Source organism: Streptomyces sp. NPDC104761 (assembly GCF_055583445.1).
The window spans coordinates 76,341-100,493 of the sequence record NZ_JBVJNZ010000015.1; the positions used below are offsets into that span (position 1 = coordinate 76,341).

General features: G+C 71.6%; 20 protein-coding genes. 5 read left to right on the forward strand and 15 right to left on the reverse strand.

Annotation, left to right across the window (positions count from 1 at the left end):
- Positions 1-120 precede the first annotated feature (120 nt).
- The 5 genes from ACZ63F_RS33670 to ACZ63F_RS33690 form a co-directional block, all read right to left on the reverse strand.
- Positions 121-3,936: a lipopolysaccharide biosynthesis protein gene (locus ACZ63F_RS33670; protein ID WP_469716939.1), complete on the reverse strand. Its 3,816-nt coding sequence runs from the start codon at positions 3,934-3,936 to the stop codon at positions 121-123.
- Positions 3,929-4,729 (reverse strand): polysaccharide deacetylase family protein, encoded by an 801-nt coding sequence (locus ACZ63F_RS33675; RefSeq protein ID WP_469716941.1) that lies wholly within the window; start codon positions 4,727-4,729, stop codon positions 3,929-3,931. The genes ACZ63F_RS33670 and ACZ63F_RS33675 overlap by 8 nt, the downstream gene beginning before the upstream one ends.
- A complete protein-coding gene (locus ACZ63F_RS33680; protein ID WP_469716943.1) occupies positions 4,722-5,711 on the reverse strand; it encodes a glycosyltransferase family 2 protein in 990 nt (329 codons plus the stop codon). Before ACZ63F_RS33680 ends, ACZ63F_RS33675 begins: the two co-directional genes overlap by 8 nt.
- Entirely contained in the window at positions 5,708-6,529 is an 822-nt protein-coding gene (locus ACZ63F_RS33685; protein ID WP_457698645.1) for a glycosyltransferase family 2 protein, read from the reverse strand. Before ACZ63F_RS33685 ends, ACZ63F_RS33680 begins: the two co-directional genes overlap by 4 nt.
- A gap of 424 nt (positions 6,530-6,953) precedes the next feature.
- Complete coding sequence (locus ACZ63F_RS33690; RefSeq protein ID WP_469716945.1) at positions 6,954-7,397, reverse strand: hypothetical protein; 444 nt, start codon at positions 7,395-7,397, stop codon at positions 6,954-6,956.
- A gap of 297 nt (positions 7,398-7,694) precedes the next feature.
- On the opposite strand from ACZ63F_RS33690, the gene ACZ63F_RS33695 reads away from it, so the two are divergent.
- Positions 7,695-8,498, forward strand: coding sequence for an SGNH/GDSL hydrolase family protein (locus ACZ63F_RS33695; protein ID WP_469716947.1), 804 nt, complete (start codon positions 7,695-7,697; stop codon positions 8,496-8,498).
- 17 nt (positions 8,499-8,515) lie between these two features.
- Here ACZ63F_RS33695 and ACZ63F_RS33700 read toward each other — a convergent pair whose 3' ends face one another.
- The 4 genes from ACZ63F_RS33700 to ACZ63F_RS33715 form a co-directional block, all read right to left on the reverse strand.
- Positions 8,516-10,138: a serine/threonine-protein kinase gene (locus ACZ63F_RS33700; protein WP_469716949.1), complete on the reverse strand. Its 1,623-nt coding sequence runs from the start codon at positions 10,136-10,138 to the stop codon at positions 8,516-8,518.
- A gap of 12 nt (positions 10,139-10,150) precedes the next feature.
- Entirely contained in the window at positions 10,151-11,875 is a 1,725-nt protein-coding gene (locus ACZ63F_RS33705) for a nickel transporter (protein WP_469716951.1), read from the reverse strand.
- Positions 11,872-13,281 carry a tetratricopeptide repeat protein gene (locus ACZ63F_RS33710; RefSeq protein ID WP_469716953.1) on the reverse strand — a complete coding sequence of 470 codons (1,410 nt, stop codon included), beginning with the start codon at positions 13,279-13,281 and terminating at the stop codon, positions 11,872-11,874. The genes ACZ63F_RS33705 and ACZ63F_RS33710 overlap by 4 nt, the downstream gene beginning before the upstream one ends.
- A gap of 207 nt (positions 13,282-13,488) precedes the next feature.
- Positions 13,489-15,015 carry a DUF4331 domain-containing protein gene (locus ACZ63F_RS33715; protein WP_469716955.1) on the reverse strand — a complete coding sequence of 509 codons (1,527 nt, stop codon included), beginning with the start codon at positions 15,013-15,015 and terminating at the stop codon, positions 13,489-13,491.
- A gap of 206 nt (positions 15,016-15,221) precedes the next feature.
- Between ACZ63F_RS33715 and ACZ63F_RS33720 the strand changes: the two genes are divergently transcribed.
- From ACZ63F_RS33720 to ACZ63F_RS33730, 3 genes are all read left to right on the forward strand, one after another.
- On the forward strand, positions 15,222-15,764 hold the full coding sequence (locus ACZ63F_RS33720; RefSeq protein WP_469716957.1) for a sigma-70 family RNA polymerase sigma factor: 543 nt from the start codon (positions 15,222-15,224) through the stop codon (positions 15,762-15,764).
- Positions 15,761-16,564, forward strand: a complete 804-nt coding sequence (locus tag ACZ63F_RS33725; protein WP_469716959.1) for an anti-sigma factor — start codon at positions 15,761-15,763, stop codon at positions 16,562-16,564. The genes ACZ63F_RS33720 and ACZ63F_RS33725 overlap by 4 nt, the downstream gene beginning before the upstream one ends.
- Before the next feature lie 137 nt (positions 16,565-16,701).
- The gene (locus ACZ63F_RS33730) at positions 16,702-16,971 is read left to right on the forward strand and encodes a hypothetical protein (RefSeq protein WP_093504935.1); all 270 of its coding nucleotides are present in this window, start codon (positions 16,702-16,704) and stop codon (positions 16,969-16,971) included.
- Between the two features lie 11 nt (positions 16,972-16,982).
- On the opposite strand, the gene ACZ63F_RS33735 is transcribed toward ACZ63F_RS33730, so the two are convergent.
- The 3 genes from ACZ63F_RS33735 to ACZ63F_RS33745 are packed head-to-tail and all read right to left on the reverse strand — an operon-like array spanning position 16,983 to position 19,933.
- Positions 16,983-18,191, reverse strand: a complete 1,209-nt coding sequence (locus ACZ63F_RS33735) for a CaiB/BaiF CoA transferase family protein (RefSeq protein ID WP_469716961.1) — start codon at positions 18,189-18,191, stop codon at positions 16,983-16,985.
- A gap of 33 nt (positions 18,192-18,224) precedes the next feature.
- Positions 18,225-19,001, reverse strand: coding sequence for an ABC transporter permease (locus ACZ63F_RS33740; RefSeq protein WP_469716963.1), 777 nt, complete (start codon positions 18,999-19,001; stop codon positions 18,225-18,227).
- Positions 18,998-19,933, reverse strand: coding sequence for an ATP-binding cassette domain-containing protein (locus ACZ63F_RS33745; protein WP_469716966.1), 936 nt, complete (start codon positions 19,931-19,933; stop codon positions 18,998-19,000). Before ACZ63F_RS33745 ends, ACZ63F_RS33740 begins: the two co-directional genes overlap by 4 nt.
- A 63-nt stretch (positions 19,934-19,996) precedes the next feature.
- Between ACZ63F_RS33745 and ACZ63F_RS33750 the strand changes: the two genes are divergently transcribed.
- The gene (locus tag ACZ63F_RS33750) at positions 19,997-20,707 is read left to right on the forward strand and encodes a TetR/AcrR family transcriptional regulator (protein WP_469716967.1); all 711 of its coding nucleotides are present in this window, start codon (positions 19,997-19,999) and stop codon (positions 20,705-20,707) included.
- A gap of 13 nt (positions 20,708-20,720) precedes the next feature.
- Here the strand turns inward: ACZ63F_RS33750 and ACZ63F_RS33755 are convergent, their stop codons facing one another.
- Genes ACZ63F_RS33755 through hmgA form a run of 3 tightly spaced genes read right to left on the reverse strand, consistent with a single transcriptional unit; the run spans position 20,721 to position 24,034 of the window.
- Positions 20,721-21,875, reverse strand: coding sequence for a type ISP restriction/modification enzyme (locus tag ACZ63F_RS33755; protein WP_469716969.1), 1,155 nt, complete (start codon positions 21,873-21,875; stop codon positions 20,721-20,723).
- Between the two features lie 12 nt (positions 21,876-21,887).
- A complete protein-coding gene (locus tag ACZ63F_RS33760; protein ID WP_469716971.1) occupies positions 21,888-22,637 on the reverse strand; it encodes a GntR family transcriptional regulator in 750 nt (249 codons plus the stop codon).
- A 26-nt stretch (positions 22,638-22,663) separates the two neighbouring features.
- Positions 22,664-24,034 carry a homogentisate 1,2-dioxygenase gene (gene hmgA / locus ACZ63F_RS33765; protein ID WP_469716973.1) on the reverse strand — a complete coding sequence of 457 codons (1,371 nt, stop codon included), beginning with the start codon at positions 24,032-24,034 and terminating at the stop codon, positions 22,664-22,666.
- Between the last annotated feature and the right edge of the window lie 119 nt (positions 24,035-24,153).

Below are 24,153 nucleotides of genomic sequence, written 5' to 3' on the forward strand. Positions count from 1 at the left end.
CCCGGGAACCTAACCCTTTTTTCCCTTTCTTTTTCGCCCCCCCGCCCCCCCCCCCGCCCCCCCCCCCCCCCCCCCCCCCCCCCCCCCCCCCCCCCCCCCCCCCCCACTTCGGCCGGCCTCCTACTTGAGCGTCAGGAACCGCTGCGCCAACGAGGCCAGCAGCACCGCCAGCAGCGGCAGCGAGAACCAGAAACTGCCCTGGAGCCAGCGCAGTTGACGCACCCCCGGCCGGACCGCGACCCGGACCACCTCGCGTGCCGTCAGCAGCAGGACCAGCGCGAGAGCGGCCAGACCGCCGATGACCGACCACGGCGTCCAGGTGATCCGCGGCCCGATGGGCCCCGGATCCGGCGTCGCCACCGCGCCCGCGGGCCGCGTCCGCAGCGCGTACATGGTCACGTCGTCGTTGACCAGGACCTTCGTCAGGTCCTGCCGGTCGTCCAGGTTCTGGAGCAGCCGGCTCTCCCAGGTCGCCGAGTAGCCGGCGTCCATCCGGAGATAGGTGACCTGGCTCCGGTTGATCATCAGATACGAGTTCGGACCGGCGTCCTTGAGCGCCTTGACCAGGCTCGACACCAGCACCGGGTCGGTCGGGGCGAGCGTCGGCACGTAGTCGACCCGCTCCATGTCCTTCGCGCCCCACGGGATCGCCGGGGTGACGTCGTTGACGGTGTCGTTGCTCAGCCACAGCAGCCGTACCGTCGGCCTGTCGTGGGCGTACACGTAGTCCATGGCGGCGACCTCGCCGGGCCGGACCCGTTCGAAGGACTCGTTGCCCCAACGGGCCACCAGGAAACCGCCCATGAGCAGCAGCCCCGCCAGCAGCGCGGCCACCGGCGCCAGGCTGATCCTGTCCTTCTCGCGCTCCTTCGCCGTGGCCCCGGTGCGCGGGAACAGGGCGAGCCCGGCCAGCAGGGCCGCGCCCGGCACGGCGAACATGAAGACGCGCAGCGCCATCTCGCCGCCGTACGACTGCATGCCGAAGCCCAGGAACGGGACGAAGGTCAGGACCAGCAGGGAACGCTCGCGGTACCGGTGGAAGCGGCGGCGCCACCAGCCCCAGACGGCGAACGCCATCATGCTCCCGGCCAGCAGGACCCGGACGTACAGGACCAGCTTGTGCGTCGAACTGCCGCCCTGGATACGGCCGGAGACCGAGGTGGAGACATTGCTGCCGACCCCGCCGACCCCGCCGAACAGCTCGTTGAAGTGCCCCGACCAGTACGGCTCGGCCATGAAGCCCAGCCAGACGGCCGCGACCACCCCGAACAGCAGCGGCAACCCACGCAGTTCGGACCGGCCGATCAGCACCAGGACCGCCAGCACGCCCAGCATCACGAACGGGGTGAGCTGGTGCGCCGGCACCGTCGCCGCGTACAGCCCGACCAGCACCATGAGCAGCACGGCCTGCTGACGGCGGTTCGTCGGCTCGACCTCCGCCTCGCCCGGCCGGAACCTGGCCCAGACGACGTGCGGGGCACGGAACCAGACCAGCAGGATCGCCACGAACACGAGGTAGAGCAGATAGGTGAAGCCCTGCGGGGAGAAGTAGTCCTGGCCGACCCAGCCGCACAGCACGAAGATCCAGATGCCGGTCCACTTCGCCCGCCAGCTCGCCCGCAGCGACCGCACGAGCAGGAACATCGGGGCCAGGTAGGCGAGCTGGATGAACGTCGGCCACCAGCGGATGACCTCGGTGAAGTCCGTGACCCCGCACGCCCGGCCGATGAACGCGGCCGCCGCGAAGAAGCCCGGCCAGCTCCAGCGGGCGTCCAGATCGGGCACGGCCGAGCCGGTCCGGTCGATGTAGTCGATGAACCCGAGGTGCTGCCAGGCGGTCGGGAAGCGCGGCTCCGTCTCGATCACGGCGGGCAGCGCGTGCAGCGACACGACCGTCGCCAGCAGCGTCACCAGGAGCAGCGCCTTGTGCTCCCGGCGCAGCCACAGCAGCGCGGCGAACACCGTGACCAGCAGCGCCGCCCCGGCCAGCGTCGGCAGCGGCAGCACCGAGACCAGCCCGAGCCCGCCCATCCGGTCCAGGTCGGCGTCGTCGAGCCGGGCCGCCGGCACCCAGTAGAGCAGCAGGGCGGCGGCCAGCAGACAGCCGAGGAGGACGCCCGTGCGGGTGGGCGTCAGCCGCTCCCGCAGCGAGGGCGCCGACGCGGACCCGGACCCCTCCGGAACCTCGTCGGGCCCGTCCGGCTCGCCCGCCTCCCGCGGTACGGCAGCCTTCCCGAACGGCGCGTCGACCTCCGCCTCCCTGAGCAGCGAGGCCTCGGCGGGCCCCAGCGAGGACTCCGCGTGCGGCTCCCTCTCCTCCACCGGCAGCCCCAGGTTCCGTGGCGGCCGCAGTGCCCATGTCGGCCGGTCGTCCGGCCGGACAACGGGCGTACCCGTGGGCGGAGTTCCCGGCCCCGGCCGGACGTCCGGCCGTCGCTCCACATGGTCGAAGTCCACATGGATGCCGAGGGCGAGGGTGTCGGTGTCCAGCGCCCAGGCCGGACCCCGCCTGCGCGGGACGGCGGCGGACGGTGCCTCGCGGCCCCCCAGGTCGGCGAGGTCCCCGTCCGGCGCGGCGTCCGCGGGGACCTCGGCCGGGGCGGCCCGCAGCGTGCGCCACAGCCGGGGCGCCGCGATCGCCACGATCACCGCGAGGCTGGAGATCTCGGCCACGCCCGCGCCGGTCAGCCCCATCCGGGGCAGGAGCAGCAGGGTCAGGCCGAGGACCAGCACGCACAACAGCCCCTGCAGCCAGGCCAGGCCCGCGGTACGGCTCTGCGCGCGCAGCACCGCGAAGTACGTCTCCATCACGACCCGGAGCAGCGCGCCGACCGCGAACCAGCGCAGCAGCGGGGTCGCCGCGTCCGCGTAGCCGGGCCCGAACACGCCGAGGATCCAGGGCGCCCCGAAGAACAGCAGCGCGCAGATGGGGATCATGATCCGGGCCATCCGCCTCAGCGCGGCCCGGGCGTTGCCGGCCAGCCTGGCCGGGTCGTGCGAGCCCTCGACGGTCAGCGAGGCGCCCATGTTGATGGCGAGCAGGTTGGTGGTGCCGCCGATGGTGGTGGTGATGTAGAAGTACGCGTTGTCCTCGGAGCTGACCTGCGAGGCGATGATGACCGGCACCAGGTAGACCACGGCGAGGGAGAACAGCGAGCCGGTGTAGTCACCGGCCAGGAACCGGCCGATCTCCCTGAGTGTGGGCGGCTTCGCGTGGTCAGCGGTCGCCTCGACGTGCCGGGGGACCAGACGCCGGAACACCAGCCAGCCCAGCGGCACGAACGAGGTGGCGATCGCGGCGACCCAGGAGACGAAGACACCGGCCACCGGGATCGCCGCCGCGAACGCGACCAGCAGGGCCAGCTTGACGGCCGAGAACACGGTGTTGCCCACCGGTACCCAGGGCGCGTTGCGCAGCCCGGTCAGCACCCCGTCCTGGAGCGTGAGCAGGTTCCAGGCGATCACCGCCACGACGAACCCGAGCCCGGGCAGCGGCCCGTGCAGGAAGCGGTACGACGGTCCCCAGACGCCCAGCGTCATCAGGAAGACGCCGGCCCCCAGCGCCACGATCAGCGAACTGCCCGCGTAGGTACGGAAGATGAGCGTGCCGGTCTGGCGTCCGGCGACCGGGATGAAGCGGGCCAGGGCGCCGGTCAGGGTCACCGCGGTGAGCCCCGCGAGGAGTTTCATGGCGGCGATGGCGGCGGAGCCCTGGCCGACGGCCGACTCGGAGTAGTAGCGGGCCGCGGCCAGCCAGAAGCCCAGGCCCAGGACGGCCGAGATGCCCGTGTTCAGCATCAGCGCGTAGGCGTTCCGGAAGAGCGGACTGCCCCCGGACGAGCCGCCCCGGCCGGGCAGGCGAAGGCGGCGCCCCGACTGCTCGGGCGCCGCTGTGCCGGGTGTGCCGGCCTGTGTGGTGGTAGTCGTGTCAGACACGGGAACGGATGGCCTTCCGGCGGACCTGGCGTGCTCTGCGGAGAACGGCGTACCCCTTGGTGAGGGCACGGTCCCTGGCGAAGTTGCGGGCGATCGCACGGCCTTCGAGCAGCCGTACGAACTCCGCGGCGTCCGTACTGCGGCGCACGGTGACGCGCTGCAGCGCGAACGGACCCTGACGGCGGTGGGCGAGACCGTTGCCGACGGCGAGCGCCTGGGTGTACCCGGCCGCCCGCACGGCCTGCCGGACCCGGCGGCTGGAGTAGCCGTACGGGTAGGCGAACGAGGCCGGAGGCGCGCCGAGTTCGTCCGTGACGATCTCCCGGCTGCGCACCAGTTCGGTGCGCAGCCGGTCGTCGTCCAGCTGGTCGAGCTGCGGGTGGGTGTGACTGTGCCCGCCGATCTCGCAGCCGACGCCCGCGAGTTCGCGTACCTGGTCCCAGTCGAGCATGGCGTCGAGGCCGCCTCCGGTGTCGTACGCGCCCCTGATCCAGCCCGTCGAGACGAACAGCGTGGACACGAAGCCGTGCTTGGCGAGCACGGGCAGGGCGTGTCGGTGGACGCCCTCGTAGCCGTCGTCGAAGGTGATGAGGACGGGACGGTCGGGGAGCGGGCCGCCGTCGCGCCAGCCCGCCGCCAGATCCGCCGTGTCGATGGGAGTGAGGCCCAGGTCGCCGACGAGCGCCATCTGCTCGGCGAACGCCTCAGGTGCCACCGACAGCGCGCGGGTGGCGTCGTTGGGCGCGGACGCGACCGAGTGGTACATGAGGATCGGGACCGGGGCCTCAGCCATGGGAGCCCTCCTCGATCAGGGCGACGGCGAAGGTCGCGCCGCCCCGCCGGGCCCGCACGCTCCCCACCACGTAGCCGCCCGCCGCCGTCAGCACCCCGGCGACGATCGCGCCCGCCCGGCCCGCGCCGCCCGGCCGGGCCAGCAGTGCGTCCCGCAGGCCACGAGCGACCCCCGCGGGCAGCACACGCGTGGTGTACCGGCGTTCGGACTCCAGGCCCTTGCCGGCCCCCACGCTGCGGGCGACCAGGGCCTTGGAGAGGCCCTCGGCGTAGGCGCGGGTGCGGAAGTACCCGAAGTGCTCGCGGACTTCCGGGACCCGGTGGTGGATCACCGCGCGGTCGTCGATGAGCAGCACGGCGTCCGGACGGGCCCGGGTGAGCCGGATGCACAGCTCGGTCTCCTCGCAGCCCAGCGGGCGCTTGTCGCCGTCGCGGCCGATGCCGGTGGCGAAGCCGCCCGCCGCGTCGAAGGCCGTGCGCCGGAAAGAAGCGTTTCCGCCGAGGACGTTCCGGACCCGGACGCGGCCGGCCGGCAGCCCCCGGTAGGTGCAGCCGACGACCCAGTCGAACTCCTCCGGGAACCAGTCGGGCCTGCGGCCAGAGGCCCAGATCGGCAGGGTCCGGCCGCCGACCGCCATCACCTTCGGGTCGGCGTACCCCTCGGCGAAGCGGCGCAGCCAGTCCCGCTCGGCCACGGCGTCGTCGTCGAGGAAGGCGATCACCTCGCCGTAGGAGGCGGCGATGCCCGTGTTGCGGCCGGCGGACAGGCCGCGGGGACCCGCGTTGGCGAGCACCCGCACCTCCGTGGCCTCCTTGTACTCCTTCGTGAGCCGTTCCAGGAGCGCCGGGTTGTGGTCGACGACCAGCAGGGTCTCCAGCGCCGGATACGACTGGGCGCGCACCGAGGAGACCGCCGCGAGGATGTCCTCCCAGCGGTCCTCGGTGTACACGCAGATCACGACGGAGATGTCGGGATCGCTCAAGACGACTCTCCCTGGCCCGCGGTGAGCATCGGGGAGTGCCGCACCTGCCGGCGCAGGTCACGCCGGTTGGAGCGCTCCTTCAGGATCACCTTGAGCACGCGCAGCCCGTCGCGTACGGCACGCAGGTTGCTGGTGCCGTGGATGCGGAGGTACTCGTAGCTCGGGATCTCCTGCACCTTCAGGCCCGCCTTGACCACCCGGATGTTGATCAGGGTCTCGATCTCGAAGCCGGTGCAGTCGAGGTCGATCTTGTCGAGGCAGTGCCGCCAGAAGGCGTTGTACCCGTAGCAGAGGTCCGTGTAGCGGGCGCCGAACTTGCGGTTGACGACCGTGCACAGCGCCCAGTTGCCGAGCTTGCGGATGAAGGTCATGTCGTCCGTGCCGCCGCCGTTGGCGAAGCGCGAGCCCTTGGCGAAGTCGGCGCCCGAGACCAGGGCGGAGACGTACGACACGATCTCGTGACCGTCGGCCGAGCCGTCGGCGTCCACCATGACGATGATGTCGCCGGTGCACGCCTCGAAGCCGGTGATGAGGGCATCTCCCTTGCCCTTGCCACTCTGTTCGACGACTTTCACGTCGGGCCACAACTCTCGCGCCACTTCCACGGTGTTGTCGGTGGAATTACCGTCCACCAGGACCACTTCGTGTATCCAGGCGGGAAGTGTCTTGAAGACGTAGGGGAGATTCTCCGCCTCATTCATGGCGGGAATCACCACACTCACCGGCGGTGTGATCGCCAGGTGCGATGAGATCGGCCGGTATTCGGTGGCCATGAACGGATCTTGGCCCGAAGTCGGCTGACGCAGAACAGAACTCACGAGTCTTGTCCCTCTCGTCCGGTGGACCGCCCGCCCCATGGGCGGCCCGCTTTGGTGTCCGGTTCGAAAGGGGGGTTCTACTCACTCGTGGCACGGAACAAGGATCTCCGTATCCGCAGGTGAGCTGGCAAAGTTGCCCGGTCTGCCGCAGAACGGCAGTCGGTCGCGCGGCACGACTCGGAAACGACAGTGGTCACAGGAGAAACGAACGTGGTCATTGCGGTCACCGAGCACGGCACCCCCCTACCGCGCCCCGCCCCGGAACATCGCGGTCCTGAGCCCTCCCCTGGAGCCGCTGGGTGATGATCCGATGCGGGTGAGATGTATGACGGTATTGACGATTGAACCAGTATGGCAAGTCCCGGAACTGGTTCTCACGTTTTTATTGGATTGGCCGTTACGAAACTTTGGCCGACCCTGCTCTTCAACTCGAACGGGTTTTCCCGGTTCGCCGGGGCATCCGTTCGAGAATGCGTTCCACCGGTCGCAGGAGTACCAGCAGAAGCAGGAGAAGGCTGATCGCGGCCACGGCGACGATGCCGCCGCGCCAGGACCAGTGGTGAGTGGCGAGCATCCCCTGGGCGATCAGCATGTCCAGGGCGACGGCACCCGCCAGCGAGGTGAGCGCGCGGGCCGGCGGATCGAGTCCGCGCAGTGCCGCACCGATCGCCGCGGCCGGCGCGGCGAGCAGGAAGAACAGCGCCAAGGGCCCGCGCAACAGCGCGCCCGAGTCGGTGAGCGCCAGCAGCGCACCCGTCCCCGCGACGGCCGTCGCGGCCCCCGCGAGCAGGGGCCCCAGGTCCCTCCCCGGCCCTTGGTGTGCCCGTTCGCCCGCTGTTGATGATGTCTTGAGACGTATGGTCTGCATGGCCGACTTTGCCCCCCAAGGCGTCGGATGCCGGGCTTCAATGTCGCGCAGCCGAACGGAGGGCGTCAAGCGGGTCTCCGGACATGACCGTTCCCCGGAGACGCCTGATGCCTCCGGGGAACAAGTCGCTCGATTTCGGCGTGTTCCGATGATCGATTACGACACGGGCTTCAGGGGCTCGTGCCTCCCGAAGGGCTGTCAGGTTGAACTCCTGAACGGTTTTGGCATGGACACTTCCCGTCAACACGCGTAGTTGCTACGACAGTTATGGCAGAGATCCTGCTAAAGGGAGGTTCCATGAGACGTTCCCGAATTACGGCATACGTGACTTCACTCCTCCTCGCCACCGGCCTCGCCCTCACCGGGGCGGCCGCGTCGCAAGCGCAGGCCGCGACCGGGGGCTATGTGGCACTCGGCGACTCGTACGCGTCCGGCGTCGGCGCCGGCAGCTACATCAGCTCGAGTGGCAGCTGCGACCGCAGCACCAACGCCTACCCCTACCTGTGGAACGCCGCCCACAGCCCGTCCTCGTTCTCGTTCCTCGCCTGCTCGGGCGCCACCACCGACGACGTGCTCTCCGGCCAGCTCGGCACGCTCAGCTCCTCGACCGCCCTGGTCTCCGTCACCATCGGCGGCAACGACGCGGGCTTCGCCGACGTCATGACGACGTGTGTGCTCAGCTCCGACAGCACCTGCCTGTCCCGCATCAGCACCGCCGAGGCGTACGTCGACTCCACCCTCCCCGGCAAGCTCGACAACGTGTACGACGCGATCAGCGCCAAGGCCCCCAACGCCAAGGTCGTCGTCCTCGGCTATCCCCGCTTCTACCTGCTGGGTACGACCTGCCTCGGCCTCTCCTCGACCAAGCGCACCGCCATCAACAACGCCGCCGACTACATCGACACCGCGATCGCCAAGCGCGCCGCCGACCACGGGTTCACCTTCGGCGACGTCCGCAGCGCGTTCTCCAGCCACGAGATCTGCTCCAGCAGCTCCTGGCTGCACAGCGTCAACTGGCTGGACATCACCGAGTCGTACCACCCCACCGCGTCCGGCCAGTCCGGCGGCTACCTGCCGGTACTGACCGGCAACGCGTCCTGAGCTCCAGGTCCTGAGCCCTAGTACGAACCGGAGGGCGAAGGCGAGGCGGAGGCCCCGTCGGTCGGGGTCTCCGTCGTTTTGGTGCAGGTGACCGAGAACGGCACCGAGTTGGACGTCGTCTCCACCGGACTGCGCACCTCGACGGCGATCGCGTCGCTCAGCGTCCCGCTGTCGGACCAGGTCGTCACGGTCACCTGCGTCTGCCGGGTCCTCCCGCCGCCGTCCGGGAAGGACAGCGTCTTCCAGCCCTGGTCGTCGAGCTTCCCGTTCTTCAGCACCCACCGGTACTGCACGTCCTCGGGCACGCTCCCCACCGTGAACGTCGCCGTGAACGTGGGCGCCTGCGCCGTCGACGGCGGACAGGCCCCCGAGTAGTCCGTACGGGACCCGGCCACACTGACCTTCACGCTCTGCTCCGGCGCGCTGCTGCTCGCGGACGCCGACGGGGACTTCGACGCGTGCCGGCTGCTGTGGCTGGGCGCGGGGGAGCTGAGGTTGCTGGCCGACTGGCTCGCCCCGGCGTTGTCGCCGCCGTCGTCGCCGTTGCCGCCGTTGAGGAGGGCGTACGTCAGCCCGCCGAGCGCGAGGACGACCAGCACCAGCCCGATGATCAGCACGGTACCGGCCCTGCGGTCGCCGCCGCGGCCGTCGGCGGGCGGCCGGTTGTCCGCCGGGGTGGGCATCGGGGGCGTCGGGGAGAACGGCCGGGTCTGCCGGGCGACGAGGGTCGGCGCCTCGTACGGTCCCGGGACCGGGACGGTGGCGGCCGTCCCCGGGGTGCCCCCCGCCGCGACCAGCCGCAGGTCCCGCTCGGCCTGTTCGGCGGAGATCCGCGCTGCCGGGTCCTTGCGGAGCAGCCCCTCGATGACGGGGGCGAGCGGTCCGGCCCGGTACGGCGGCGGCAACTCCTCGTCGACCACGGCCCGCAGCGTGCTCAGCGGGGTGTCCTGCCGGAACGGCGAGGCGCCCTCGACCGCCGCGTACAGCAGGACGCCCAGCGACCACAGGTCGGACTCAGGGCCGAACGCCCGCCCCAGCGCCCGCTCCGGGGCGAGGAACTCCGGTGAGCCGATCACCTCGCCGGTCATGGTCAGCGCCGAGCTGCCCTCCACGGTGGCGATCCCGAAGTCGGTGAGCACCACCCGGCCGTCGTTCGACAGCAGCACGTTGCCGGGCTTGACGTCCCGGTGCAGCACCCCGGCGGCGTGCGCGGCCCGCAGCGCGGACAGCACCTCGGCGCCGACGCCGGCCGCCCGCTGCGGGGACATCGGCCCCTCCGCCTCCAGCACGTCGGCGAGGGACACGCCCGGGATCAACTCCATGACGATCCAGGGCCGTCCGCCCTCCATCGCCACGTCGTACACCGTCACCACGTTGCGGTTCGCGACCCGGGCCGCGGCCCAGGCCTCGCGCTCCAGCCGGGCGTACATCCGCTCGACGTCCGAGCCGGGCAGCCCGGCGGGCGCCCGCACCTCCTTGACGGCGACGGCACGGCCCAGCACCTCGTCACGGGCCCGCCACACGGTGCCCATGCCGCCCTCGCCCAGCGGGGACAGCAGTCGGTAGCGGCCCGCGATCAGTCGCTCACGGCCCGGCTCTTCGGTCACGGGTGCCCCCCACGGCAGCTCGCGCGAATTCATCACAAACGTAACTCAGAGAAGTGCGGATGCGGCCCCCTTGAGCACCAGTCCGGCGCCCAGGGCCACGACCACGAGTGCCGACACGAGCGGAATGGTCCTGCGGACCAGTGCCGCCATCGGGTGGGTGGTCCAGCGAGGGCGTTTGTCCATCACCCGAGTCATTCCCGTACCCAGCCTGACGACGGCGAACCCGGCGGCGGTCAGCGTCAGCGCGAGACCGACGCCGTAGGCGACGACCAGGAGCAGGCCGAACCAGGCCTGACCGAGGGCGGCGGCGCCGACGAGCACGACCACGGCGGAGGGGCTGGGGACGAGGCCGCCGGCGAAGCCGAGGAGGATGGTGCCGCGGAGGGTGGGGGCCGTGGGGTGGGTGTGGGTGAACCCGCCGTGACTGTGCGGCATGTTGGTGTGGCCGTGATCGGGGGCTGCGCCCCCGGACCCCCCTTCGGCCCGAACGGCCTCGTCCTCAAACGCCGGACGGGCTGGAGAATGTGGCTGGGCACCGTGGTCATGGCCACGAGCGTGGTGGTGGTCATGAGGGTGTTCGTCGCCATGGGAGTGGTCGTGCCCGTGATCGTGCGTGTGGCCGTGGTCGTGGGTGTCGGCACGGGCGTGTTCGTGTGCCCCCACGAGGGCCAGCTCCCGGTTCCCGGTCGCCTCGTGCTCCTGGTCGTGATGGTGGTGATGGTGGCCGTGCGCGTGTGCCTGCTCGTGGGCCCTGTTCCGCCAGGCCCTGCGGGTCAGGTTGGCGCCCGCGGCCAGGACCATGAGGCCGCTTGCGATGCCCAGCCAGGCGATCACCGACGGGGTCGCCGCCGAGCCCGCCGTCACCAGGACGCCGAGGGCGACCACGCCCAGGGTGTGGGTGACCGTGACCGACGCGGCCAGCGGGAGGACGTCGCGCAGGCGGGCGCGGCCGCCGCGGGCCGCAGCGGTCGCCGCCATCAGGGTCTTGCCGTGGCCCGGTGCGAGGGCGTGCATCGCGCCGAGGCCGACCGAGATGAAGAGCGCGAGCAACGCGAAGCCGACGGTGAGGTGGTTGCGGGCGACCAGGTCGGTCAGGGCCTGGGTCCAGCGGTCGATGCCGCGGGGGAGGATCTCGGCGCCCGGGGTGTCCTGGCGTTCCTGGGCGAGGGCCGCCCCGCCGGGCCGCACGTGGACGGCGGCGGTGGTGGTGTCGGCGGGGGAGGAGAGCAGGTCCTTCGGGTAGCTGGTGAGTTCGTGGGAGACGGACGTCTTCGGTACGTCCGTCTTCGTCAGGGTCATCCGGTCGCCGCGCGCCGTGATCTCCCGCCAGCCGGGCCCGGTGTCCGCGCCCGCGCTGTGGAAGGTGAGGCCGGCTCCGGCGCCTTGGGGGAGGGGCGCGGTGAAGCGGCACTCCACGCGGAGGGTGTTCAGGCCCGCCTGGCCGGGGCGGAGTTCGGCGTGGCTGGTCCGCACGGTCAGCGGGGTGGTACGGCCGTCGACGGTGAGCCTGCTGCCGTCGGCCGCGGTCGTGCAGCGCTGCTCGGCCCACTTCGCCGTGCCGAGCCGTTTCAGGTCGGGCTTGGCCTGGGTCGCCGGGATCTCGGCGAGGTCCTCGACGTGGTCGACGCGGAGCTGCCCGGGGGCGGCGACGAGACCGTCGTACTTGTTGACGGTGAAGTTGCCGAGCGGGTGCGCGCTCGCGCCCGTGCCGGACAGCAGGGTCGCGGCGCAGGCCAGGGTGAAGACGGCGGCGATCCGGCGGAGGTTCACTTCGAGTCCTCCAGCGCCTTGCGGGCGGTACGGGCGCCCAGCGGGGAGAAGCCGGGGTTGAGCGTGAGGGCCTTGGTGAGGGCGGCCCGGCCGGCCGCCTTCTCGCCGTCGGCCAGCTCGATCATGCCGAGGTGGTAGACGAAGGAGGCGTTGTGGTAGCCGGTGGCGGTGGCCCGGCGGGTGTACGGCAGTGCTTCCTTGTCCTTGCCGTTGACGTGCAGCGCCCAGGCCAGCGCGTCCGCCGTGTGCACGGTGTGGCGGCGGGCCCACTCGGCGCGGGCGGCCTTGAGGGCCTCGGCCTTGTTGCCGTGGTCGGCGGCGGCGAGGGCGGTGTCGAGGTCGGCGTTGACGCCGTTGGCGCGGGCGAGCGCGATCCAGGCCTCGACGAGCGCGTACTGGTCCGCGGCCTTCGCCCTGTCGCCCTCGGCGTTGCGGTCCTCGTACAGCTCGCCGAGTTCGACGAGCTGCTGGGGGAGCGGATAGCGGGAGACGACCAGTTCCATGCCCTTGATCGCGTCGGCCCGGTCACCGAGCGCCGCCTGGACCCGCGCGCGGCCCTCCAGCGCCGGGATGTAGGTGTCGTCGGCCGTCAGGGCGCGGGCGTAGTAGGTCTCCGCGGTCTTGTAGTCGCCCTGGTTCCAGGCGAGCAGACCGAGCTGGGCGGCCACGTAGGAGATGTCGCCCTTCGACGTGGCCGTGGACAGGGCCTGCTCCAGCACCCGCTGGGCGCCCTTGACGTCGCCGCGGAGCTCCCGCACATACGCGTACCGGGTGAACACCGGTACCCCCGGTTTGCGTTGGTCGGCGAGGTCGGCGGCCTTGCTCGCCTCCTCGTAACGGCCGAGTTCGACCAGGGCGTCGATGCGGGAGGCCAGGGCGTTCGCACTGTAAGGGTTCTGCTTCAGGGCCTGGTCCGCGTAGCCGAGCGCCGGCGCGAACTCGTGCCGGGCGGCGGCGAGCGCGGCCTCGGCGGCCAGTGCCTCGTCGTTGCCCGGGGTGATCTGCAGCGCGCGCTTGAGGGACTTCTCGGCCTGCGGGTAGCGGGACGGGTCACCCTTGGTGCGGGCCTGCTCGACGTAGGCGAGGCCGAGGGTGGCCCAGCTGTCGGAGTCCTTGGGCTGGGTGCGGAGATGGGCTTGGAGCGAGGCGATGGTCGTGCCGAGGTCCCCGCTCGCGAGCAGCGCCGGGTCCACCGCGCTCGACGTGGCCACCGGCGCCGTCCCGCCGTCCCGCGAGGACCCGAAGGCGATCGCCCCGCCGGTCAGCGCGATCGCCATCAGCAGCGCGGAACCGGCGAGTTGGGCCCGCCGCCAGTTCCGCCCCGCGGCGGCGAACCGGCGCAGGGCGGTGACGCGTTCGTCGTCCTTCGTCTCGGCGGGCTGCTTCTCGTTCGTACCCGGGGCCATGCCCTCTCCTAGTAGCTGTTCGCGCGGGGCGGCGCGGCCCGCGCCGTGGGGGATTGGGTGGGTGCGGGCCGCGCCAGTCTTGAAGCGCCCCGAAGGGCGCTGGGGGTACCCCCGGCCGAAGGCTGGGGGAGGAACTGCGCGACCAGCCACCGGCCGGCCCGCAGTCGCCCACTGCCTGATGCACTACGGCGCTGAACGCGGCAGCGCTCAGTACGGCCGCCGCATCCGCCGCCGCCACCAGCCGAACCCGGCACCGATCAGCAGCACGCCCGCCGCACCCGCGGCCGCCGACCCCGCGATCAGCGTCATGTTGTCGTCACCGGAACCGGTCAGCGCGTCGCCCAGCGCACTCTTCGTGCTGCTGCCGGCCGCCGCCTTGGCGATCTTGCCGCGCGAGCCCGCCGTCGGCTCGGCCACGTACGGGAAGTACTTCTCGAAGCTCTTGTCGTTCTTGTCGACCGCGTCGCCCAGGTCGTTCTTCGAACCGACCAGCTCGCCCTCCATCACCTGGAGCGCCTCGTCGATCACGTCGTCGGTGAGCCGGCGCCCGTTCGGGAAGCCCTGGTTGTCACCGTCCAGCACACCGAGCCGCTTGGGCTTGGCCGTCGGCTTGATGGACGTGTTCAGGCGGAGCATCTCCGACGGCCTCGCCTGCGGCTGCAGTGTGTTGAGGCCCTTGACGCCCGTGAGGAACACGCTGACGAGGTCGTTGCGGGGCTCGGACGGCGCCTTGATGTTGTAGATCGCCTGGATCAGCTTCGGCAGTTCCGGGTTGGTGACGTTCTTCAGGAACTGCGCGTCGTCCTTGGGCTGGGACGCGTTGAACTTGTCCTTGTCCTTCTGCGGGTTGACGACCTCGTTGACCAACGGGTTGCCCAGGCGCGAGACCTGCGAGTAGTAGCCCTGCGCGTTCCTGCGCTGCGTCGTCGCGTAGATGCCGACGGTCGGGCGCGAAGCCGACTGCCGGATCAGGGAGTTCGGCACCTGGAGGGCGATCGTGTTGACGTTGTAGCCCTTGAGGGTGTCGTTGCCGACCTCGCTCAGGTTGCCGCCGTACAGCAGGTCGAAGACCCGCAGGTCGGCGAAGAACGGGTCGTCGGCCTGGCCGGCGAAGGTCGCGCCGCCGCCCACCGTCTTGTAGATGGCCTGGGAGCGCAGCTTCGCGTAGTCCGGCATCGACGCCTTGCCGACGTCCGACGGAGCGGCCGGGACGTCGCTGGCGAGCCTCGTCGCGTGCTGCTGCCTGCCGTTCTTCAACTTGATCAGATCGAGGTTGTACGACTGCGTGACGTTCAGGTCGGGGTCGGCCAGGTTGTCGACCACACCCGTGTTGTAGAGGAACGTCTTCTTGTTCTTGATCTGCGTCTTGAAGGTGTAGCGGAAGATCAGGTCGTCCAGTGCGTCACCGTTGTTGTCGACGTGGATGTCGTACTGGGCGTCGTCGGCGAACTGGTAGAAGTTCGGGCCGCCGGCCGGCTCCTCGAAGGGGATGTAGTCCGACACGATCGTGGTGGTGTCGGGCTTGTCCGGGCTCACGAACGCGTACAGGTCGGTGTTGTCGTACTGCGGGGTGCCCGAGATGAGCGGGGCCTCCCGGTGGGAGGAGGCGGAGGCCGCCCCCGGTTCCAGCGCGGCGACGCTGGCGGCTGTGATCCCGCCGGTTGCCAGTGCCCCACAGATGAGCGTGACAAGGCCCTTGCGCCCCGCGCCGCTCCTGGAGTTTAGAGGTGTCATGCCGTCCGTCCCTCGGTCCCAACTTGCTTGACGGACGGGTATACGGAGCCGGAGGGCCGTTTGGATTGGTCGGAAGAAAAAAATCTTTTCTTCCTGCTCGACCCGCGTTTTTGCCTCCCGCATACGTACTTCTGCCGGAGGTGCGTCAGTTGCGAATGCCTGGTGTGGGAGGACGGGCCGGGTGCGGCCACAGAAGGAGGGACGGGGTGGAGGCGGACGAACTGCTGGTGCTCGTTGCCGGTGGCGACCAGAAGGCGTTCGAGGACCTCTACGGACTGGTGTCCGGGCCGGTGTTCGGTCTCGTGCGCCGCGTGGTCCGCGATCCCGCCCAGTCCGAGGAGGTGGCCCAGGAGGTGCTCCTCGAACTCTGGCGCTCCGCCGCGAAGTTCGACCCCGGCCGGGGCAGCGCCCTGTCCTGGGTCCTCACCCTCGCCCACCGCCGCGCCGTGGACCGGGTGCGCAGCGCCCGCGCGGCCGGCGAACGCGAGCAGCGCGAGGCGCTGCGGGCCGGCGAACCCGCCTTCGACCAGGTCGCCGAGATGGTGGAGGCCGGCCTGGAACGCGAGTGGGTGCGCCGCTGCCTGGACCGGCTCACCGCCCTGCAGCGCCAGTCCGTCACCCTCGCCTACTACGACGGCTACACGTACCGTGAGGTGGCCGAGCGGCTCAAGCTGCCGCTGGGTACGGTCAAGACACGGATGCGCGACGGACTCACCCGGCTGCGCGACTGCCTGGGAGGTGTGGCGTGAGCCTGGTCGGCCGCCTGCTGCACCGCGAGGACCTGCACTCGCTGGCCGCACCCTACGCCCTGGACGCCCTGGAGCCCGGCGAGCGGCGCCGCTTCGAGAAGCACCTGAAGGACTGCGTCCGGTGCGCCGACGAGGTCCGGGAGCTGACCGAGGACGCGGTACGGCTCGCGTTCTCGGCCGCGGCCCCGCCGCCGCTCGCGCTGCGCGACCGGGTGCTGGCCGCCGTCCGCGCCACCCCGCAGGAGCCGGCCCCCGGCCGGGAGCGCGTGCCCAATCTGCCGCCGCACGTCTGGGGCGCACAGCCCCCGCCGCCGCGCCGCCGTCCGCGCCCCCTGTTCGTGCCGTTCGCCACCGCCACCGCGGCCGCCGCGCTGGTCGTCGCCTCGCTGTTCGCGGTGCAGGCCGACCGGACGCAGAACCGGCTCGACGCCGAGCGGGCCCAGTCACGTGAGATCGCCCACGTTCTGGCCGCGGCCGACGCCCGCGCGACCAGCTACAAGGACGCCCAGGGGCGAAGTATCGGAGCGGTGGCCTCCGTATCGGAGGGGCAGGCCGTCGTCACGCTCAGCGGATACGGCACGCCCTCCAACGGCCGTGTACACCAGCTCTGGCTCATGCGCCCCCGTGTGCAACCGCGCTCCCTCGGGCTCTTCGAGGCCGACACGCCCCTGGTCGCCACGGGTCTGAGCAGTTCGGCGACGTCACTCGCCGTGACCGTGGAGCCGGCCGGCGGCTCAGCGCAGCCCACCAGCCAGCCGGTTGTCCAACTCGCCCTGAAATCGGTTGGATTCGGAGAGTAGTCAAAGAGAAGTTCAAGAGGGGTCGTCAACACCCTTGCGGGGAAGGTGAATCCTGTGACCGCGATACACGGGTGCCCCATCGGGGCGATAGGGTTACCCTGCCCGGGCCGGGTGGACTCGTACGGGTGGGGAGTGACATGGATCAGATAACACGCAGCAGGGCGAGGGTTCCTGCGATCACCTGCGGGAGCGGTGCGACCAGTTCGCGTCTCGACCGCCATCTGTCGGTGCTGGCGGGTCCCGCCATACCGCAGCAGCAGGCGGTCGAGGCGACGTCGCTGATGCGTGAGCTGACCGCACGTGAACCCGCGCGGCGCAGCGACCGGGGTGCGCGGGTCAGCCGTGTCTCCCTCTTCGCGCCACTGCGCCGGCTGCGCCGTTCGCTGTTCGGCGGCAACAAGCACTGACCGCCTGACCGTCAGGCCCGCGCCCAGGCCGCCACACCGTCCCGGCGCAACGCTGCGATCTCCGCGTCCGTCATCCCCACGGCACGCAGCAGCGCCTCGGTGTGCTGGCCGAGCGCGGGCACATCCCCCATCCGCGCCTCGTCCCCGCCCGGCAGCGTGATGGGGGGCAGCAGAGCGCGCAGCGGCCCGACCGGCGAGCCCACTTCCCGCCACCGGTCCCGGGCCGCCAGCTGTGGATGCCCGGCCAGCTCGGGCAGGTCCCGCAGCCGCGCGCACGCGATGCCCGCGGCCTCCAGCCGCACCAGCGCCTCGTCGGCGTCGAGTGCCTTCAGGGCCGTCCCGACCAGGTCGTCGGTCCGCGCCCGGTTCGCCACCCGCGCCGCGTTCGTGGCGAACGCCGGATCCGCTCCCAACTCCGGCCGCCCGATCACCTGTTCGGCAAGCCGCCGCCACTCCCGGTCGTTCTGCACCGACAGCAGCACCCGCCCGCCGTCCGCGGTCGGGTAGGCGTCGTAGGGCGCGATGACCGCATGCGCCAGACCGGTGCGCTCGGGTGGCGTCCCGCCGTGCATGGTGTGGTGCAGCGGATGCCCCAGCCACTCGGCCAGCGCCTCCAGCATCGACACCTCCACCGGCCCGCCCCGCCCGGTGGTCCCGCGCCGCACCAGCGCCGCGAGGACGCCGGAGAAGGCGTACATGGCCGCCGCGATGTCCGCCGCCGGGATCCCCGCCTTCACGGGCTGCTCCGGCGTCCCGGTGACCGACACCAGCCCCGCCTCGCACTGCACGAGCATGTCGTAGGCGCGCTTGTCGGCGTACGGTCCCCACGCCCCGTACCCGGAGATGTCCACGGCGACCAGCCGGGGGTGCGCCGCGCACAGCGTGGCCGCGTCGAGCCCGAGCCGGGACGCGGCACCGTGGGCCAGGTTCTGCACGAAGACGTCCGCGTCCGCGACGAGTCGCCTGACGACGTCCAGGCCGCGCGGGTCCTTCAGATCCAGCGCGATGGACTCCTTGCCCCGGTTGCACCACACGAAGTGCGAGGCGAGACCGCGGGCGGCGGTGTCGTAGCCGCGGGCGAAGTCCCCGCCGTCCGTGCGCTCGACCTTGATGACCCGGGCGCCGAGATCGGCGAGCTGCCGGGTGGCGAAGGGCGCGGCGACGGCCTGTTCGACGGCGACGACGGTGATGCCCTCGAGGGGCAGCGGGAGACGGTCCATGCGCTGGATCATGTCCGGTGACCGGCGGGTTTGTCAGCAGCGCCGGTACCGGCGGACGGCGAGCGGCAGGAAGACGCCGGCGAGGACCAGGCTCCAGGCGAGCGACCCCGCGACGGGGTGCGCCACCGGCAAGGCCGCGCCGTCGGGTACCGGAGCGTTGCCGAAGAGGTCGCGCAGGGCGGTCGTCACCGCGCTGATCGGGTTCCACTCGGCGAGCGTGCGCAGCCAGCCCGGGAGGTTGCCGGTGGGGATGTAGGCGTTGGACAGCAGCGGCAGGACGAACGTGGACGCGCCGAGCTGGCCGGCCGCCTCCTCGCTGCGGGTGAGCAGACCGAGGTAGATGCCTACGGCCGTGCAGGCGAAGCGGAACAGGAGCAGGAGGCCCAGCGCGCCGGCCGCCGCGGCGGCCGATCCCTCCACGCGCCAGCCCACGGCGAACCCCACCAGGAGCAGCGGCACGGTACCCGCCGTGGTGACGACGAGGTCGGCCAGCGCCTGCCCCAGCGGTACGGCGGCCCGGCTCACCGGCATGGCCCTGAAGCGGTCCATCACCCCTCGGTGGGTGTCCTGGGCTGCCTGGAACATGCCGGTCATGACACCGCCCGCCGCGGTCGCGACCAGCAGCCCCGGGACCAGGAAGGAGCGGTATTCGGCACCCGGCATCGCCAGTGCGCTGCCGAAGACGTAGCCGAAGAACAGCAGCATGTTGACCGGCATCAGCTGGGTGAGGATCGCGAGGCCGGGGCTGTTGCGGACCCGGCGCAGCTGCCGGCCCGTCATCGCGGCACCGTCGTACACGAGCGCACTCATGCGGGACTTCCCGTCAGTCGGAGGAAAACGTCGTCGAGGGTCGGGGGTCTGAGGCTCGCGTCGAGCAGCGGGACACCCGCCGCGTCGAGTTCGCGCACCAGGCGGGGGAGGGTGAGGGTCGGGTCCGTGGTGAGGGCGCCGACGGTGTGCCGGTCGTGGTCGAACTGCGGCTCCCTGCCGGTGAGCCGGTCGAGAACCGCGGCCGCCTTCGGCAGCGCGTCCCGGTCGGCCACCACTGCCTGCGCGTACCAGCCGATGAGCGCCTTCAACTCGGCGGGGGATCCGGTCCTGGCCACCCGGCCCCGGTCGATCAGCGCGATGTCGTCGGCGAGTTGGTCGGCCTCCTCCAGGTACTGCGTGGTGAGCAGCACCGTCGTGCCCTGCGCCGTCAGCTCGCGCACCGCTTCCCAGATGCCGTTCCGGCCGGCCGGGTCGAGGCCGGTGGTGGGCTCGTCGAGGAAGAGCACGGCCGGCCGGCGGACCAGGCTCGCGGCGAGGTCGAGGCGGCGGCGCATACCGCCGGAATAGGTGGCCGCCTTGCGGTCGGCGGCCTCGTTGAGGTCGAAGCGGGCAAGGAGCTCGGCCGCCCGGTCGTCCGGCCTGCGCACCCGGAGCAGCCGGGCGAACAGGCGCAGGTTCTCGCGGCCGGTGAGATCGCCGTCGACCGAGGCGTACTGGCCGGTGACGCCGATGCTGCGGCGCACGGCCGCCGGGTCCCGGACCACGTCGTGCCCCGCGATGCGGGCGGAGCCCGCGTCGGGCCGCAGGAGGGTGGCCAGCAGCCGCACGACCGTCGTCTTGCCTGCCCCGTTCGGCCCGAGCAGTCCGCAGACCGTGCCCTGCCGGACGGCCAGATCGAGACCGTGCAGCGCGGACACCGCGCCGAAGCGCTTCTCCAGACCTTCACTAAGTACAGCGTACGTAGTAGTCATGGGACGACCATAGCGCACTACGTACGGCGTACGTAACTAGCATGGTGGGCGAGGTGATGATCGATGACAGTCCGAGGGGCCGAACCCGAGGTGATCTGGGCCCGCCCGGAGCGCGCCGGGCGAGGGCCGAAGCCGGCGTTCACCCGCGCCGACATCGCCGCCGTCGCGGTGCGCATCGCCGACGCGGAGGGGCTGGACGCCGTGTCGATGCGGCATGTGGCGGCCGGGGTGGGGTGCGGGACCATGTCCCTGTACAACTACGTCCCCCGCAAGGAGGACCTGTACGAGCTGATGGTTGACGCGATCAGCTCGGAACACGAGTTGTGGGAGCCGACGGGGGACTGGCGGGCCGACATGATGCGGGTCGCCGAACAGACGCGGGAGCTGATGCACCGGCACCCGTGGCTGCCTCGCCTGATGTCACCGGTCTACGGGTTCAGCCCCCACGCCCTGCGGTATCTGGAGCACTGTCTGGCCTGCCTGGATCCGCTGGAGGTGTCCTACGGCACCAAGTTCGAGCTGATCGCCATGGTGAACGGTGTGGTCACGACCTATGTGCGGAACGAGATCGACACGGCCGAACGCGTGCGGAACCTGCCGTGGTCCGAGGAGCGCGAGAACGCGGTGCGCCTCGCCTATCTCGGCGGGCAGATCGCCTCGGGGGCGTATCCGAGGATGGCGGCGGCGTTCGCGGAGGATGCCGGGCCGATTGATCTGGAGGGGGTTTTCCGGCGGGCGTTGGAGAGGGTCCTGGAAGGGTTCGCGCCGTCGTAGGGTGCAGGGTCGGTCAGAGCAGCGTCAGTTGGCCCGCTGGGCCTTCTTCGGTGTGTTCCAGGATGGACGCCGGCGTGCGGGACGCCTTCGGAGGCGGGAGTACGCCCGCCGTCGTCAGGTCGGCCGCTGTGATCGGTGACTTGATCTCCAGCTCGGTCTGCTGCGCGCGTACGTCCGCCAGCAAGGTCAGGACCGTGATCAGTTCCAGGAGTTCCGATGTCCATGACTGGGGCCAGGCCGGCGGGGTGATCGCCGCCAGGGTGCCAGGTTCGGCCGTCTGGCTCGTCCGTGCCGCGAACCACGCCTCCAGGACCCGTGCCTCGCCCGTCCTGAAGTCCCACGCCTGCGGGGGCACGGGGGAGACGCGGCCCTCGTCGAAGTGGAGGGCTTCCTCCTCCGCGTCGTAGTGGATCGTGCGGGGGCGGGCGGGAAGCGGGGCCCGGACGTACGGGCGGCGGCCGCCCGGGAGTTTGGGGCGGTCGCCGTCGCGGCGCAGCAGCCACAGGGCCCGGCGGCCGAGGTCCACGCCCTGCGCCCAGAGGCCGGGGTCGCCGGTGAGGGGGACGGTGCGGTCCGGGCGGATCGCGGTCAGGGTCCAGGCGAGGACGTCCTGCGGGGTGACTTCGCGGCCCAGCCGGTCGGCCAGGTAGGCCGGCAGTCCCGGCGCCAGGTTCGGCTCCGCGCCGCCCGGCCGGCGGTACAGCGGGCGGATGCGGCCCGCGCGCAGGGCGGGGAGGTGGGAGGTCGCCAGCAGGGGCATGCCCTCCGGTGACTCGACGGCGAAGACCTGCCGGTCGTCCGCCACCCGCCACACCTCGGGGCGGGCCGCGTCGATCAGGCGGTGGTCCGGGATCAGCCACTGTTCGTCGAACGGGGCGGCCAGGACGCGGACCGGGGCCGGGCAGGGGCCCGACGCGTCGGCGAGCGGTTCGGTGCCGCTGGGCTGGCCGGGGAGCTGGGCGACCGCGGAGTGGAGCGTGCGGGCGCGCGTCGGCTCGAACAGGGTCTCGCGGTCGGGGCCCTCCGCCTTGAGCAGGGCGTCCCAGCGGGCCTTCAGGGTCGCCGGGTCGGGGGCCGTCGGCCACCCCCGGCCGAGCCGTAGTGGTGCGACGGACCACGGCATGAGGTCCGCAAGCAGCGGAGCGTCGTCGTGCGTCACGCCCGGCATCGTACGACGACTTCAGGTGGCGTCGAGCGTGACCGTGAAGGAGAAACGGTCGCCGCGGTAGTGGATGACCGCCAGGTCCAGGACCCGGCCGGAGGTGTCGTAGGTGACGCCCGTGTAGTGCAGGATCGGGCTGAGGAGCGGGACCCGGAGCAGCCGGGCGGTCTCCGGGTCGGCCAGCCGGGCCGCCACCGTGTCCGTGATCCGGCTGATGTCGGCACCGACGACGTCCCGGAGCACCTTGGTCATCGGCTGCCGGACCAGGTCCTCCGGGTCGATGCGCTCGGCCAGTTCGGGCCGCACGTGGTTGCGGGCGTGGTTGGTGGGCTCGCCGGTCTGCTCGTCGCTGCGGAGCCGGTGGTAGGCCGCCACCTCGGTGAGGTCCGGGAAGTACTCGGTGAGTTCGCCGGTGACGGGCACCGTGCCGTGGTCCAGCAGCTCCGCCGTCATCCCGGACTGCTGGGCCACGATCGCGTCCACCGAACCGAGCAGCCGTACCGGTGTGCCGCGCCGGGCGTCCGGCTCGATGAAGGTGCCCCGGCGCCGGTGCCGGCTGATCAGGCCCTCGTCCTCCAGCTCCTTCAGCGCCTGCCGCATGGTCAGCACGCTCACACCGTAGTGCTCCGCGAGCTGCTCCTCGGTGGGCAGCCGGAGCGGGTCCCGGGGCGAGCGGCCGAGTATCGAGGCGCGCAGCGACTGCGACACCTGATACCACAGCGGCAGCTTGCGGTTGAGGACGATCGAGTCCGGGGCGAAGGAGGTCACGGGCCATCCGTACCGGTGGGGGATCTTCAGTGCAAGGGGCGGAAGTGCCGTTGCAGGCCGTGCCACACGTCGTCGTAGCGCTGCTGGAGATGTTGGGCGGTCGCCGCCTGCGGGGTGAGCGTCACCGGCCAGCGGGTCTCGAACATGAACGCCAGGCCGTCGTCCACCTTCTGGGGCTTCAGCTCGGCCGCGCTCGCCCGGTCGAACGTCTCCCGGTCCGGGCCGTGCGCCGACATCATGTTGTGCAGCGACCCGCCGCCCGGCACGAAGCCGCCCTTCCCGGCCGTCTTCGCGTCGTACGCGCCCTCGATCAGCCCCATGTACTCGCTCATCACGTTCCGGTGGAAGTACGGCGGCCGGAAGGTGTTCTCGCCCACCAGCCAGCGCGGCGCGAAGACCACGAAGTCGACACCCGCGAGGCCCGGGGTGTCGGACGGCGACGTCAGCACCGTGAAGATCGACGGGTCGGGGTGGTCGTAGGAGATGCTGCCGATCACATTGAAACGGCGCAGATCATAGGCGTACGGCACATGTGTGCCGTGCCAGGCGACCACGTCCAGTGGGGAGTGGTCATATGTGGCGGTCCACAGGTTGCCGCAGAACTTGTTGACCACCTCCACCGGGCCCTCGACGTCCTCGTAGGCGGCGACGGGGACCCGGAAATCCCGGGCGTTTGCGAGGCCGTTGGCGCCGATCGGGCCGAGGTCGGGGAGGCGGAACGGCGAGCCGTAGTTCTCGCACACATAACCCCGGGCGGTGGCATCCAGCAGCTCCACACGGAAGCGGACCCCCCGGGGGATCAGCGCCACATGTCCCGGCTCCACATGCAGCAGGCCGAACTCCGTGTGCAGCAGCAGTCCGCCGCGCTCCGGGACGATCAGCAGCTCGCCGTCCGCGTCGGAGAAGACCCGCTCCATGGAGGCGTCGGCGTGGTAGAGGTGCACGGCCATGCCGGTGCGCTGGGTCGCGTCGCCGTTGCCGCCCAGGGTCCACAGGCCGTCGAGGAAGTCCGTGCCCGGCGCGGGCTGCGGGAGGGGGTCCCAGCGCAGCCGGTTCGGGTCCGGGGCGACGTCCGTGAAGGGGGCGGTGCGCAGCCCGCCGTTGCCGGCGGCCCGGGTGAACGCCGGGTGGGCGGCCGAGGGCCGGATCCGGTACAGCCATGAGCGGCGGTTGTGGGCCCGCGGCTCGGTGAAGGCCGTACCGCTGAGCTGCTCCGCGTACAGGCCGAGAGGCGCGCGCTGTGGGGAGTTGCGGCCCTCGGGCAGGGCACCCGGCACCGCCTCCGAGGAGTGCTCGTTGCCGAACCCGGAGAGGTACGCCAGCCCCTCGGCGGTCTTCTGCGCTTCCCCGCGCTCCCGCTCGAACGCGCTCGCGCGGGAGGTGCCCCCATCGCCCATGATCGCTCCCTGAACCTGCGTGCCATCGATTCCTATGCATCACCGTAGGATTGCGTGGGGGTGCGTGCAAGAGGGCGGGGATCATCCTGCGGTGTAGGGCGAGAACCCGACTTCAGGGG